This is a genomic window from Neobacillus niacini, assembly GCF_048572935.1.
GTDB lineage: Bacteria > Bacillota > Bacilli > Bacillales > Cytobacillaceae > Neobacillus > Neobacillus niacini.
Window position 1 is genome coordinate 141,679 of the sequence record NZ_CP183883.1, and the last position, 13,322, is coordinate 155,000.

Annotated in this window: 14 protein-coding genes and 1 riboswitch (1 of these 15 running past the window's edge); of the genes, 9 read left to right on the forward strand and 5 right to left on the reverse strand. The window is 38.5% G+C overall.

What is annotated here, in order from left to right; translation table 11 throughout:
- Positions 1–130 precede the first annotated feature (130 nt).
- Positions 131–676 carry a YhcN/YlaJ family sporulation lipoprotein gene (locus ACN6MT_RS00730; RefSeq protein WP_419954412.1) on the reverse strand — a complete coding sequence of 182 codons (546 nt, stop codon included), beginning with the start codon at positions 674–676 and terminating at the stop codon, positions 131–133.
- Between the two features lie 148 nt (positions 677–824).
- Between ACN6MT_RS00730 and guaC the strand changes: the two genes are divergently transcribed.
- The gene (gene guaC / locus ACN6MT_RS00735) at positions 825–1,805 is read left to right on the forward strand and encodes a GMP reductase (RefSeq protein WP_419954413.1); all 981 of its coding nucleotides are present in this window, start codon (positions 825–827) and stop codon (positions 1,803–1,805) included.
- Between the two features lie 426 nt (positions 1,806–2,231).
- Here guaC and ACN6MT_RS00740 read toward each other — a convergent pair whose 3' ends face one another.
- Positions 2,232–3,092 carry an EamA family transporter gene (locus tag ACN6MT_RS00740; protein WP_419954414.1) on the reverse strand — a complete coding sequence of 287 codons (861 nt, stop codon included), beginning with the start codon at positions 3,090–3,092 and terminating at the stop codon, positions 2,232–2,234.
- Positions 3,093–3,487: 395 nt separating this feature from the next.
- Positions 3,488–4,336 (reverse strand): DegV family protein, encoded by an 849-nt coding sequence (locus tag ACN6MT_RS00745; RefSeq protein ID WP_419954415.1) that lies wholly within the window; start codon positions 4,334–4,336, stop codon positions 3,488–3,490.
- Positions 4,337–4,662: 326 nt separating this feature from the next.
- Between ACN6MT_RS00745 and ACN6MT_RS00750 the strand changes: the two genes are divergently transcribed.
- The 8 genes from ACN6MT_RS00750 to ACN6MT_RS00785 all read left to right on the forward strand — a co-directional run bounded on the left by ACN6MT_RS00750 (position 4,663) and on the right by ACN6MT_RS00785 (position 12,123).
- Entirely contained in the window at positions 4,663–5,745 is a 1,083-nt protein-coding gene (locus tag ACN6MT_RS00750) for a branched-chain amino acid aminotransferase (RefSeq protein ID WP_419954416.1), read from the forward strand.
- A 250-nt stretch (positions 5,746–5,995) separates the two neighbouring features.
- Positions 5,996–6,499 (forward strand): M15 family metallopeptidase, encoded by a 504-nt coding sequence (locus tag ACN6MT_RS00755; RefSeq protein ID WP_419956358.1) that lies wholly within the window; start codon positions 5,996–5,998, stop codon positions 6,497–6,499.
- 230 nt (positions 6,500–6,729) lie between these two features.
- On the forward strand, positions 6,730–7,926 hold the full coding sequence (locus tag ACN6MT_RS00760; protein WP_419954417.1) for a class I SAM-dependent rRNA methyltransferase: 1,197 nt from the start codon (positions 6,730–6,732) through the stop codon (positions 7,924–7,926).
- A 166-nt stretch (positions 7,927–8,092) separates the two neighbouring features.
- Positions 8,093–8,273, forward strand: a riboswitch (Lysine riboswitch).
- Positions 8,274–8,400: 127 nt separating this feature from the next.
- The gene (gene dapA / locus ACN6MT_RS00765; RefSeq protein WP_419954418.1) at positions 8,401–9,279 is read left to right on the forward strand and encodes a 4-hydroxy-tetrahydrodipicolinate synthase; all 879 of its coding nucleotides are present in this window, start codon (positions 8,401–8,403) and stop codon (positions 9,277–9,279) included.
- A gap of 195 nt (positions 9,280–9,474) precedes the next feature.
- Positions 9,475–10,317 (forward strand): hypothetical protein, encoded by an 843-nt coding sequence (locus ACN6MT_RS00770; protein ID WP_419954419.1) that lies wholly within the window; start codon positions 9,475–9,477, stop codon positions 10,315–10,317.
- 125 nt (positions 10,318–10,442) lie between these two features.
- Positions 10,443–10,922 (forward strand): DUF2243 domain-containing protein, encoded by a 480-nt coding sequence (locus ACN6MT_RS00775; RefSeq protein ID WP_419954420.1) that lies wholly within the window; start codon positions 10,443–10,445, stop codon positions 10,920–10,922.
- Complete coding sequence (locus tag ACN6MT_RS00780) at positions 10,923–11,711, forward strand: cytochrome c oxidase assembly protein (protein ID WP_419954421.1); 789 nt, start codon at positions 10,923–10,925, stop codon at positions 11,709–11,711. It begins immediately after the preceding gene.
- Positions 11,712–11,934: 223 nt separating this feature from the next.
- Complete coding sequence (locus tag ACN6MT_RS00785) at positions 11,935–12,123, forward strand: hypothetical protein (protein ID WP_063255267.1); 189 nt, start codon at positions 11,935–11,937, stop codon at positions 12,121–12,123.
- Between the two features lie 79 nt (positions 12,124–12,202).
- Here the strand turns inward: ACN6MT_RS00785 and ACN6MT_RS00790 are convergent, their stop codons facing one another.
- Both ACN6MT_RS00790 and ACN6MT_RS00795 read right to left on the reverse strand, forming a co-directional pair.
- Complete coding sequence (locus tag ACN6MT_RS00790; protein ID WP_419954422.1) at positions 12,203–12,673, reverse strand: SRPBCC family protein; 471 nt, start codon at positions 12,671–12,673, stop codon at positions 12,203–12,205.
- Between the two features lie 27 nt (positions 12,674–12,700).
- A protein-coding gene (locus ACN6MT_RS00795; RefSeq protein WP_419954423.1) for a nitroreductase family protein crosses the window boundary here: on the reverse strand, positions 12,701–13,322 show its 3' portion. 242 nt of this gene lie beyond the right edge of the window; 622 of the gene's 864 nt are visible here — the last part of the coding sequence; its start codon lies off the right edge, out of view — the gene reads right to left on this strand; the stop codon is at positions 12,701–12,703.

Consider the following 13,322-nt stretch of genomic DNA (forward strand, 5'->3'; position numbering starts at 1 on the left):
ATTTTGCCGTTTATTTTCCAAACCCAGTGAAATCGACATTCCATTATAATAGAGCGTAAAAAAGGAGAAAACATTTCTAGCTAGCGTAGAAATGTTTTCTCCTTTTTATTTTCTTTACACAAGGTACAGATTAGCGCTTGTTAACCCCCTGATGATGATTAAACACTCTATCCACCATTGTATTAAATCCGCCATTTAAATCATCTGCTGCTCGTCCATTTTGTATTTGACCTCGATATTTTTTCATCTGTCTGACAAAGTCACGATTGGTAGAAATATATACATTTTGAATAGAGGCGTCTGCAGCCCGAACTTGTTGAGCGATTTGGTCTTCCACATATGGGTAAAGTTCACCTTCGAAGTCATTAACCATAACAACCCCTACATAGGCATTACGGTTTGTAACAATGATAACCGCACGTTTCACTTCATCTAAGTTCTGTACGTTATCCTCTGCTTCTTTAGCTACTCTTAATCCAGTTCTAGTATTGTTTGTGTTTGTGTTTGTAAAGTTTAAATTAGGATTTCCTAAACTATTTGTTGTATCTAAAGCACCAAAATTGCGGTTACTCATCTCGCCGTGCTGATCGGCTTCTCTTCCTTCTTCTTTCATATTACATCCCGCTACTACTGCCGCAATGCAAATGCAGGTCAATATGAGTTTAACTGTTTTCATATAATTCCTCCTAAAATAAGTTCATGCTTACAATTACCTTTATCCGCTATTTTTATGTAGAGATTGGGAGGAATTTTTAAAAAAGGAATAAATAGATACCATTTCAAACACACTAAACCATTGATGATTTTTGTTTGAGGAGGCCCTTATGGATAGTGTATTTGATTATGAAGATATTCAATTAATTCCGGCAAAAAGTGTCGTGAATAGCCGAACTGAGTGTGATACAACCGTTTCTTTTGGCGGCAGGACCTTTAAGCTGCCTGTCGTGCCTGCCAATATGCAGACCATCATTGACGATAAGATTGCTATCTTCTTAGCGGAAAAAGGTTATTTTTATATCATGCATCGTTTTGAACCAGAAAAGCGGCTGGATTTTATTAAAGACATGCACTTTCGCGGGTTATTCGCTTCTATTAGTGTTGGAGTCAAGCAGGAGGAATATCGTTTCATTGAACATCTAGCAGAAGAACGGCTTAGTCCGGAATACATTACCATTGATATTGCACATGGTCATTCCAATGCTGTAATTCAAATGATCCAACATATTAAGCAGCACTTGCCCCAAAGTTTTGTGATTGCGGGCAATGTTGGAACGCCAGAGGCTGTCCGCGAGTTAGAACGAGCGGGTGCAGACGCGACAAAGGTTGGGATTGGACCTGGAAAGGTATGTATCACGAAGATTAAGACAGGATTCGGAACGGGCGGCTGGCAACTAGCGGCTCTCCGCTGGTGTGCAAAGGCAGCAAGTAAGCCGATTATCGCGGACGGCGGGATTCGTACCCATGGTGATATTGCGAAGTCCATACGGTTTGGTGCATGTATGGTGATGATTGGCTCCCTATTTGCGGGTCACGAAGAATCTCCCGGCAAAACAATTGAAAAAGAAGGCAATCTTTATAAAGAATACTTCGGCTCCGCATCTGAGTATCAAAAAGGAGAACGCAAGAATGTCGAAGGTAAGAAGATGCTGGTGGAACACAAAGGTTCTTTACTCGATACACTTGTCGAAATGGAGCAAGATTTACAATCCTCTATCTCCTATGCTGGCGGAAAAGAGTTAGAAGCCATCCGTCATGTCGATTATGTTATTGTAAAGAATTCTATTTTTAACGGGGATAAGTTTTAATAAAAGGACTAGCAGGATGACCTGTACTGCCGTGATTTTGTTAGGCAGATAAACAATCAATATATGCAGGTAAGCGACTCAAAATCGCAGGTGGAGGAACCATTTTGGCAGGTAAGGGATTTTTAATGAAAAAGGTATCAAAAATCTGCAGCTGCAATCGAGCATTTATGCTTTAATTTGAGCGAAATATTCCATATATAGGAAAACACAACACCTAAGCCAGGCCACAGCCTGGCTTTTTCAGTGTCGGTTTGGATGGCTGAATTTGTTAGGCAGATAAACAATGGATATATGCAGGTAAAATGAAATTTATGCAGGTAAGCAACTTAAAATTGCAGGTAGCGGAATCATTTTGGCAGGTAAAAGTTTTTTTATAAAAAAGGTATCCAGAAACCAACCTGAATCCAGCCTTGAACTTCATTGAGCTTATAAAATCAGCAATACCGTTCCAATCGTTATAACAATACCACCGATAATCGTATGTTTGGCCGCTTTTTCCTTTAAAATGCTAAAACTCAAAATCATCGTGAGTACCACGCTGAATTTATCAATGGGAGCAACGATTGAAACTTTGCCCATCGCCAGAGCAGCAAAATAACATAACCATGATAAACCAGTCGCCACCCCGGATAGAATTAAAAACAGGTACCCTTTTTTCGAAATGTCCTTCAACTTCTTATGTGTTCCTTGGAAAAATACAATCACCCAGGCAAATAACAGGATCACAATGGTGCGTAAAAAAGTTGCCACATTGGAGTCGACATCTTCCATTCCGACTTTTGCCAGTATCGAAGTTAAGGCAGCAAATACCGCCGCTAAAATGGCATACACAATATACCGCTGCGATCCTGAAAATCGTTTCTTATCTTCATTTTTTCCAATCAAAATAAACGTTCCTATTGCAATAATGGCTCCTCCAGCCATAATCAGAGGTTCGGCCGGCTCCCCTAAAACCAGAATAGAAAATATAATCGTCAGTACCACACTCGATTTATCAATCGGTACCACTTTGGAAACATCACCAATGGCAAGTGCTTTAAAGAAAAATAACCATGAAAAACCTGTTGCAAAACCAGATAAAAGAATAAACCACAAAGCATTGGTTGGTATCAGAGAAATTGTCTCCAGCTTGCCTGTTATCATGACCATGGTAAAAGCCATAATTAATACCACTATTGTCCTAACAGCAGTCGCTAAGTTGGAGTTTACATTTTCGATTCCTACTTTTGCTAAAATGGCTGTAAATGACGCAAATAAAGCTGCTAATAATGCTAAAATAATACTCATTTTACACCTGCTTTTGTCCATCGTTATATGTATGATTATGAGGAATTCTTTGCACTCATGATAAGGAATTATGCCCTTTCCAGTTAAAGATAATTGATGGATTGTCGAAAATAAAATGAAATATTTTTATCATGGGTGAATATATATAGTTTAAAACCAAATTTTCACTGGAAAGGGGAGTCTTTTCTTATGGATATCTGCATTTCTTGTGGAAACGAATTATCTCTCCCAGAGAGAAATCGAAGTGAATGCTGGGATTGCAGGGATACGACAACCGAAGCCTATACGGAAGATGAATGAGTTAAGGTACTGATTTTAGTCTAGATCCATCGAAATGATAGCCACTTATACAAGAGACACCCGATCACAATGGATCGGGTGTCTCTTCCTGTTTGTTATTCATTTACCCATGAAAGTCCAAGTGTCCCAACACCTGTATGCACACCGGCAACGGTTATGAGCATTAACTTTTCTGTTTCAATCGCTGGGAATGTTTCATGTATGATTTTTTCAAGTCCGTCCGCTTTTTCCTGGTCGTTTGCATGTACAATAGCCACTTTCTGAACGGTTTTTGTATCCAGGTCTTCCTTTAAATGATTTACCAGCCATGCGAGTGCCTTCTTTTCAGTTCGGACTTTATCCTTAATTTTTGCAGCGCCATCCTCAATCGATAAGATCGGCTTAATATTAAATAATGAGGCCAGTATTTTTTGACTTCCAGATACCCTGCCGCTTTTATGAAGCTGATCCAAGTTGGATGGTACCAAAAATAATCGAGTATGGTCACGCAGATTGTTTAATTGAGAAACTACTTCGTCTATTTCAAGTCCCTGTTCAACTAGTTCTATTCCCCTTTTCACCAGGAACGATAAAGGGAAGGAACCGGTACGTGAATCGATCGCAAACAATTTAAAACCAGCCATTTCCGCTGCCATAACAGAGGTTTGATACGTGCCAGTTAAAGTACTAGAGGCGTGAATCGCTATGCCAAAGTCATACTCTTCTTTTAACTTTTCATAAAGGTCGACGATATCACCGATATTTGGCTGAGATGATTGAAATTTTCCTTCCTCATTTTTCATTCGATGATAAAACTCTTCCTCGGTAATATCAATGGTTTCTTTGTAAAATTTATCGTTAATAACAACATGCAAGGGAATAACATGTATATGGTGCTTTTCAATAAACTCTTTGCTAAGAGAAGCAGTTGTGTCCGTAATCCATGCAATTTTAGGCTTGTTCATATGATCACTTTCCTTTAATGAATTTCTCTCAATCTATATAGGAATAACGAAAATTAGTAGTATGGTAACGTGGTTAACATTACAAAAATGAATAATCTCTCACAAGTTATATTTGTCATATATGACAAAGTTTTTCAGGCATGGTAAGCACAATTGTCACGGCTTTGACAAAATTATTTCAAAATTTACGTGTTTTTATTTAAATAGTGGTATAGTATAGGAAAGTATTTTTACTATTTCAAAAATATAATTATTATGGGTTTGAAACATGATTTTTCATTGAATTGTGTTTCAAACTGAATCTATTATTAAGATGAGGTGCGAGCATGAAACAGGAGATTTCATTTATTCCTAGAGAACAATTAAAAGCAAAGCCTGATACCGCTTCACTTGGTTTCGGGAAGTATTTCAGTGATTACATGTTTGTGATGGATTATCATAGCGAAAAAGGCTGGTATGATCCGAGAATTGCTCCTTATGAGCCTATAACACTTGAACCATCATCAATGGTGTTCCACTACGGACAAGCTATTTTCGAAGGAATGAAAGCATATAAGAAATCGGATGGTTCGATCCAGCTATTCCGTCCAGAGAAAAATATGAAGCGATTAAACGAGTCATGTGATAGGCTTTGTATTCCTCAAATTGATGAGGAGTTTTTATTAGAAGGAATTAAACGATTAATTATTACAGAGAAAGACTGGGTGCCGAATGGTGAGGGTACATCCCTTTATATTCGACCATTCATTTTTTCAACTGAGCCTTATCTTGGTGTTCGTCCTGCGAGCCAATACAAGTTGCTGGTCATCCTTTCTCCCTCTGGGGCCTATTATGGCAGTCAATTAAATCCGGTTAAAATATATGTAGAAGAGCAATATGTTCGTGCGGTTATTGGCGGTGTGGGTCATGTAAAGACAGCAGGCAACTATGCGGCCAGCTTAAAAGCACAGGAAAAGGCAGACGCAGGCGGCTACGCACAAATCCTTTGGCTTGACGCGAAAGAGAATAAATATGTCGAAGAAGTCGGCAGTATGAATATCTTCTTCAAAATCAATGGCGAAGTGGTAACTCCAAGATTAAATGGCAGCATTTTACCTGGAGTCACTCGTGATTCAGTCATTCAATTATTAAAATATTGGAATATCCCGGTGCGCGAAGAGAGAATCTCGATTGAAGAGGTCTTTGCGGCAAACGAGCGCGGTGAACTCGAGGAAGTCTTTGGAGCAGGAACTGCTGCCGTTATTTCCCCTGTTGGCGAACTAACTTGGAAAGACCAATCCATCGTTATTAACGATAATAATATTGGTGAGCTATCACAGGCTATTTATAATGAGATAACTGGAATACAGCTAGGGAAAAAAGAAGATCCATTTAATTGGACAGTGAAAGTTACTCAAATTGAAGGATAAACTACTGATATGGAAGATCCAGTTGTGCTGGATCTTTTTTTTATGGAACGACTTTTTCTGTATGGAACTGCATATGGATATACAAAATTAGGAAGGCAATTTTTTGAAACATTGCTTCTTTAGTTCTCGTCTTAGTTTATGAAAGACTTTTGATAAGAAAGGATCTACGACTTTGAGACTTAACTGGAAAGGCAGACTACTATTTACATTCATTATAGGTCTTATTATTTTATTCATTGTAGAAAACCCTATTGGCATCAGCATATTAAATCGTTTTAACATTGGTGGTACTGCTCCAATGCCAACGGAACTTCATCCAGTAGTGAGAGAACGGAGCAATCAGTTAGTCCAACAAGCAGCTGATAAAGGAATTATGATGGTGATAACCGATGACTTCCGTAGTGCGGAAGTCCAAGATCGACTTTATGAACAAGGCCGAACAGCGGCTGGAAATATTGTAACTCATGCAAGAGGAGGAGAATCGTTTCATAACTTTGGGCTTGCCATTGATTTTGCCATAAAAACCCCCTCAGCAGATGTTATTTGGGATATGCAATATGATGGCAACCAAAATGGAAAAGCAGATTGGGGCGAAGTGGTAGAAATGGCAAAAGCCCTAGGCTTTGAATGGGGCGGTGATTGGGCTCAATTTAAAGACTATCCCCACTTACAAATGAATTTTGGCTTAACACTAGGAGACCTGCAAAACGGGAAAAGGCCGGCAGATTTATCCTTAACGGCGGATACCCATTAAAGGGAAACAGTGAGGTCCTTCCTCGCCTATACATCGTTTTTTAGAAAATAATAGTCCTGATTAGAAAATTAGATCCAGTTTACCTGGATTTTTTTTATGCGTTCCTCTATCTTTATTTTGATGACGAAATACGCATCACTCGTAAACAGTGTTATGATTGATTGACAGTTATTGATTTTACAAACATTGTTAACAATACTAATAATAAATACAACTGATAGGATGAAGAGATGAGAACAGAAGTAAGGTTAAAGGTGAAATCAAAGTTCGTTAATAAATATAAAAGCGGCTACCCGCTTATCACAAAAGACACCATTATGAATCCTAATGTTCTAGATGAAGAAGGTAGCACCATAAACCTTGTTGATGAAAAGAACAACTTTATTTCTAAAGGCTATTATGGTAAGCAAAATAAAGGTCTCGGTTGGGTGCTTAGCGCTAAAGAAAGTGAAACGTTTGATCATAGCTTTTTTCAAAAGACTTTGAAGGCTGCCTTCGATCAGAGAGAATTTTTTTACAACAGTTCTGAAACAACAGCATTTCGAGTGTTTAATGGTGAAGGCGATGGAATCGGTGGTTTAACGATTGATTACTTTGATGGTTATTACTTGATTACCTGGTACAGTATAGGCATTTATCATTTTCGAGAATTTATTATAGATTCATTGAAGGAATTAGTGGAGTATAAAGCCATCTATCAGAAAAAGCGTTTTGATGAAAGTGGTAAATACATTGAAGAGGATGACTTCGTCACAGGTAAACGAGGAGAGTTCCCAGTTATCGTGAAGGAAAACGGCGTCAATATTGCCGTTTATTTAAATGAAAGTGCTATGGTCGGTGTATTCTTAGATCAAAAGGATGTTAGAAAAGCATTACGAGATAGGTATACACAAGGGAAACGGGTATTAAATACATTCTCCTATACCGGAGTGTTTTCAGTGTTTTCCGCTTTAGGTGGCGCAAAAAAAACGACAAGTGTCGACCTTGCTAATCGTAGCAAACGTAAAACAATTGAGCAATTCCAAGTGAATGGAATAGCATATGAGGATCAAGATATCATTGTAGAGGATGTATTCAACTACTTCAAATATGCTGTAAGAAAAGGGCTACTGTTTGATGTCGTTATTCTTGATCCTCCAAGTTTCGCAAAATCAAAAAAGTTTGTTTTCAGTGCAGAAAAAGATTATAAAAACCTGTTAAAGGATGCCATCTCAATAACGGAGGATAACGGAACGATCCTCGCATCCACCAATTCTAGCTCTTTTAATATGGACAAATTTAAAGGGTTCATAGATACAGCCTTTAAGGAATCAAAAAAACGCTATAAAATAATGGAAGAATACTCACTTCCTGACGACTTCCGAACCAATAAACATTACCCAGAATCGGACTACCTAAAAGTAGTTTTCATTAAAAAGATAGGATAAAGTTCCAGTTCATAGGAATTTACTGTCCACCCCACACGGACAGTGTCCACGAGTGGTGCCTGTCACCGCAGTCCCTACGGTGACAGGGCACCTTTGCTCTTGAATTTTATAGAATTTTCTGCTATTATTATTAATAATTAAATATTTTCTTACTTCATTACCTTGAAGTGAGGATAGAGGCGCAAAGACCATAAGTACGCAATAGGAGGATAATGAGGTCCTAGGATGATTGTGGAAAGGGGAATTTGCCGAAGTGGTTAGAATCTCATTTGTCTATGCCGCTGGTTCTGCTATTGAATAAATACAGAACTGTCATATAGGTGACTATATGGAGGGCTATCTTACGCAAAGGAACGGTTTTAAATTATGTTTCTACTGCAGTAGCGAGCCTTCGTTGCTGCTTTTTTGCGTTTACTATTGATTGACCTGATCTACCTCTAATTTTTATTAAAAATTATGTAAAGGGTGAGCTTGATGATTTTTGGCCAAGTTTTAACAGCTATGGTGACGCCATTTGATCAACATGGAGAGATTGACTATCACGCAGCTAGAGCACTAGTAAATTATTTAATTGCTAATGGTACGGATGGATTAGTAGTTGCAGGAACCACTGGAGAATCTCCAACATTAACAACAGAGGAAAAAATAGCGTTATTTAAATTCGTGGTCGAGGTTGCAGCCGGCAGGGTGCCTGTCATCGCTGGAACTGGCTCTAATAACACGAGAGCATCTATCAGCTTAACGAAACAGGCAGAAGCAGCAGGCGTTGATGGAATTATGCTCGTAGCTCCATACTACAATAAACCATCTCAAGAAGGGTTATTTCAGCATTTTAAAGCCATTGCGGAAGCTACTTCCTTACCGATAATGCTTTATAATATTCCTGGACGCTGTGCCGTCAACATCTCCGTAGAAACCATTGTCCGCCTCTCAGAAATTAGTAATATTGTGGCGGTAAAAGAAGCAAGCGGCGATTTAGATGCCATGGCAGAAATCATTGGCCGTACTCCGGATACATTTACATTGTACAGTGGTGATGATGGACTAACTATACCAGTCCTAGCCATCGGCGGCGCAGGTGTTGTGTCTGTTGCTTCGCATATCATTGGCAATCAAATGCAGGAGATGGTTACACTATTTAAAAATGGACGTGTTCAAGAAGCAGCTGTTTTACACCGCAGCCTTCTCCCAATTATGAAAGCATTATTTGCAGCACCTAACCCTACACCAGTAAAAGCTGCATTAAATATGCAAGGTGTCCAGGTTGGGGAAGTCCGTCTTCCCATGATTCCCTTGAATGATGAAGAAAAGAGTGCACTGCAAAAAGTACTCCCAATTAACACCCTGGTTTAATCTGATTATCATTCCTGTCCCTTCGTGGGGCAGGTTCTTTTTTACAAAAAATTAATATTCAAATATTCACAAATATTACAATTCTCATGATAATCCTCTTCCCTATAAAATTGTATACTACAAATAGTTACATCCAATTCCCCTGATTTACCCTCTCTGCTACGCCCCTAAAAAACTCTGAAAGCAGGTCGATTTATGAAAATTAGTAAAAAGAAAAATTCTAGAGACAAAAACATGCCGGAAATAAACGCATGGGCAATTCCTATGACAACTCCACAAGAAAGAAAGAGCGTATTTATGGACTTAGCGACAAGTTCTGAATTTGGAATGAGGAATCGAGGTCTTGTCTTTTACTATGGAAAGGACTTAATTGCATACAAACGTGAAAAACCCTCTGACGAAAATCGCAACGAATTTCTCCGGGTTCTATCAAAATTTATGACCGATTGTTTAGAAGATGATTGTCCTTCCTCTTGGGATCTCTGTGGGTCCTCATTCTGGGAAAAACTCATTTATTACTTTTATCCCCAAAACATATCAATCTCACCAGCTATGAAGGAAGCAGCTAACTTCCTAATCCAATTGAAAAAGTTTGTTCAATGGCTTGATAAAAGAGTTGGTACTCATTATTATCCTGCAATCGAAATATCCACTTCAGAAGCTGCTCTTCATTTACAATCCTGTGAAAAACTATTAAATGTCCTCTTTTTCAAACACTTTCCGAAAGCTTATAGTCCTGACTGGAATCCAGAACAAGACATCGAAAACTTAACACTAAATGGCGCCCATTTTGTAAATACTCAGGAAGGTGTATTCGAGGTCACAAGCAAAATTGAAGACACATGTGTATTAACTGATTTGGGTTCGCATAAATCGTATTATGTAAAAGATTTGCCGACTGTTAATGTGGAATTAGGTATGATCTTAAGTGGTGTCATCGGCAGGCGAAAAGGTGACAAACATTGGCATTGGTATATTAGCGTTGCGGTTAATCCACCGCAGGCAAAAAATTATATTCCCACTTTTCTTACCTGTTAATCAAACGTTTGATTAGATTTGTACCCTTAAAATCAGTTCTATTGCCTTTATCCATAAACTGTTTGGAATTTATTGAGACAGGATAAACTAATGGGAGGTAAAAACTGGTATAGGGAGAGAATTAAATGTCTAAGGTTCTTGATGAACGTTTGAACTACTTAGGACAAAATCTATTGTCGGGTTGTTTACTAGGGATCGGTTTTGTTGCTTTTGTCGATGAGGCTGTGTTCCACCAGCTCCTGCACTGGCACCATTTCTATGATAAATCTACCCCTGATATTGGTCTGGTATCAGATGGGATTTTTCATGCATTTAGCTGGTTCTCAACGGTAGCAGGGTTATTTCTGGTTTCCGACCTTCGTCGTAGAAATGCTTGGTGGCCAAAGAGATGGTTTGGAGGATTTCTTTTGGGCGGAGGCGGATTTAATTTATACGATGGTACGGTTCAACATAAAATCATGAGGATTCATCAAATTCGATATAACGTCAAAATTGCACTTTACGATTGGGTATGGAATATACTCGCGGTTCTCATACTAGTTGTTGGATTTATCATCATTTTTCGGACTAGCCGGGAATCAAAAACGATGGACGGGACTGTCTAAATGGAACATCACCATATCCATCAAGCAAAAGAGCTGTCAATTGAACTTCTTTTAGCTCTCCCTTTTGTACTGGCTGTATTGATTTATCTTCTATTAGGATTAGTCTCTAACCAACGTCATAAGCGATGGCCGATTTATCGATACATGTACTGGGTATCCGGCGTTCTTTCGGCAGCTGCTGCACTAATCGGTCCTGTCGCCGACCGTGCTCATGAAAATTTCACGGCCCATATGGTTGGCCATTTGTTTCTTGGAATGCTGGCGCCTCTTCTTCTAGCACATGCTGCTCCAATGACTCTATTAATGAGAACACTAAGTGTTGGACATGCTAGAAAACTCTCCCGCATTTTAAAGCGTTTTCCAGTTAGCATATTTTGCCACCCACTTGTTGCCTCTATACTCAATATCGGAGGTTTATGGGTATTATATACGACAGACCTGTACTCAGCAATGCATCAATATAACCTTCTTCATATGGTTATACATCTGCATGTATTCTTGGCAGGATATCTTTATACCATTTCGATTATCTATATTGACCCCCTCCCCCATCGGTATAGTTTTATTTTTCGAGCAATCGTTCTAATTCTGTCATTAGCCGCCCACGGAATCCTTTCAAAGTACATTTATGCTTATCCCCCCGCTGGTGTACCAATTGAACAGGCACAAGTGGGAGGAATGATCATGTATTATGGAGGGGATATGATAGAAATTAGCCTGATATTCTTATTCTGCCGACAATGGTATAAGGCTTCCCGACCACGAACCTCTGTGTCGTTAAGTCATTAAAAATAATATAAGAACACCTAAAAAACCTGTATAGATGAATAAGGTATCATCTATACAGGTTTTTCATTGAACTCATTTATAAATTTTACTAATCTTGTCTATCATGGTAATTAATAAGGAATGATGGAACCGAGAAACTCATCCACAAATGCCTCTTGGTCTGCATAAGTTTAGCTTTACGAAAATATGATAAAATAAGTATCCTAAAAAAGGAGTTGTTTAAATGGTAATCTTTAATAAAATCGCTCTATTTTTTGTTATTTTATACTCAGTCATCATTATCTTAAATACTTATTTAGGAGAAACGGAACGGGTACAATCAAATGTAATTTACTTTTTAATGAATGGTTTTGCATATATTGTATCAGCCATGGATATGGAAAAAAGAAAAGTGGAACTATCGAAGCCATAATATTTTCTGAACCTTTAAGAAGTTAATTAAACGTTTGATTAGTTCATCGAAAATCCTTTTAAACAAAAGTTCAACCCCTTTAATCAAACGTTTGATTAGTTTTTATTTCTGCTATTTGCTTTAGGTCTATTGAACGTGTAACAATAATCTTTTTGATATATTTAGCTAAGAACCATTTATCCATTAACACTCCAATTGGACCCAACCATAAATGATATTGAATATGATCAATCATTGTCGTTCCCTTTTCTTCTTCAATGAACTGATGGATATATATGAAAGATTTAAATGGGCCCTTAACCATTTTTTCTACAAAACTATGAGGCTTTTCCATGAATATAATCCTCGAAGTAATCCTTTGTTTAATCCCAAAATGTACACACTCCCAAGATACCCAATCACCTTCTCCTGGCAAACTGTTACTTATACCAGCGACAGCCTTTCCCCTAGCTTTCAAGGGAGTTTGTGAGTGATTGCCGAAGCCTCTTGCTACGTCAAAACAAACCTCAATGGGCGCCTGAATAAATTGTTTGTATTCAATTAGGGGCATTTCTACCGACTCCATTCTTCACATTCATCAAAGAGTATTCCAGCTGACGATGTACTCAATATGCTCCGTTGGGAGTTGTATACTTGGTTCTGCCACAGACCAATGACCTTCGATCTCCAATTCCTTACAAGCTAATTCAAACTGCCCCATGGCAATTCCCATATCTAAAAGCTGCATGTCATATCCAAGTTTCGAACTATAATTGGGTGTATGCTCAATGTAAAAATGACAGACCTTTCTATCGCTGGACATTAAAAGTCGCCAAGGCTGTTTATTAGATGCGGAAGGGCCAAGCCTGACCATTTCAATAGGTATTTCCAGTGGTCCTGCATTTTCTCTTTTCAATCGAACTTCAAATGAAATGTCATAAAACAACTGATCCCATTGTTTTTTATTATCAGCCTTAACAACGTATCGGAGTGCCTTATCAAATACCCGTTGTTTTTGGTTCGGGTATCCGATGGGTGTTATACAGGGGATAAATTCTTCTTCTCCTAGCTGGATTTCCTTTTCAAACGAATTTCGGTTGAACGTTCCCCCCATCCAGCAAGTACCGACTTCTAACCCCGTTAACCATATTACTAGTTTTTGAAAGGTATAGGCAAACTCAACAAGGGAGTATTTACTGTTTCGTGCCACACCTGCCAAA

Bases quoted from the DNA above. Each gene is read 5' to 3' on its own strand.
- ACN6MT_RS00730 (WP_419954412.1), bottom strand. From the start codon at position 676: ATGAAAACAGTTAAACTCATATTGACCTGCATTTGCATTGCGGCAGTA.
- guaC (WP_419954413.1), top strand. From the start codon at position 825: ATGGATAGTGTATTTGATTATGAAGATATTCAATTAATTCCGGCAAAA.
- ACN6MT_RS00740 (WP_419954414.1), bottom strand. From the start codon at position 3,092: ATGAGTATTATTTTAGCATTATTAGCAGCTTTATTTGCGTCATTTACA.
- ACN6MT_RS00745 (WP_419954415.1), bottom strand. From the start codon at position 4,336: ATGAACAAGCCTAAAATTGCATGGATTACGGACACAACTGCTTCTCTT.
- ACN6MT_RS00750 (WP_419954416.1), top strand. From the start codon at position 4,663: ATGAAACAGGAGATTTCATTTATTCCTAGAGAACAATTAAAAGCAAAG.
- ACN6MT_RS00760 (WP_419954417.1), top strand. From the start codon at position 6,730: ATGAGAACAGAAGTAAGGTTAAAGGTGAAATCAAAGTTCGTTAATAAA.
- dapA (WP_419954418.1), top strand. From the start codon at position 8,401: ATGATTTTTGGCCAAGTTTTAACAGCTATGGTGACGCCATTTGATCAA.
- ACN6MT_RS00770 (WP_419954419.1), top strand. From the start codon at position 9,475: ATGAAAATTAGTAAAAAGAAAAATTCTAGAGACAAAAACATGCCGGAA.
- ACN6MT_RS00775 (WP_419954420.1), top strand. From the start codon at position 10,443: ATGTCTAAGGTTCTTGATGAACGTTTGAACTACTTAGGACAAAATCTA.
- ACN6MT_RS00780 (WP_419954421.1), top strand. From the start codon at position 10,923: ATGGAACATCACCATATCCATCAAGCAAAAGAGCTGTCAATTGAACTT.
- ACN6MT_RS00785 (WP_063255267.1), top strand. From the start codon at position 11,935: ATGGTAATCTTTAATAAAATCGCTCTATTTTTTGTTATTTTATACTCA.
- ACN6MT_RS00790 (WP_419954422.1), bottom strand. From the start codon at position 12,673: ATGCCCCTAATTGAATACAAACAATTTATTCAGGCGCCCATTGAGGTT.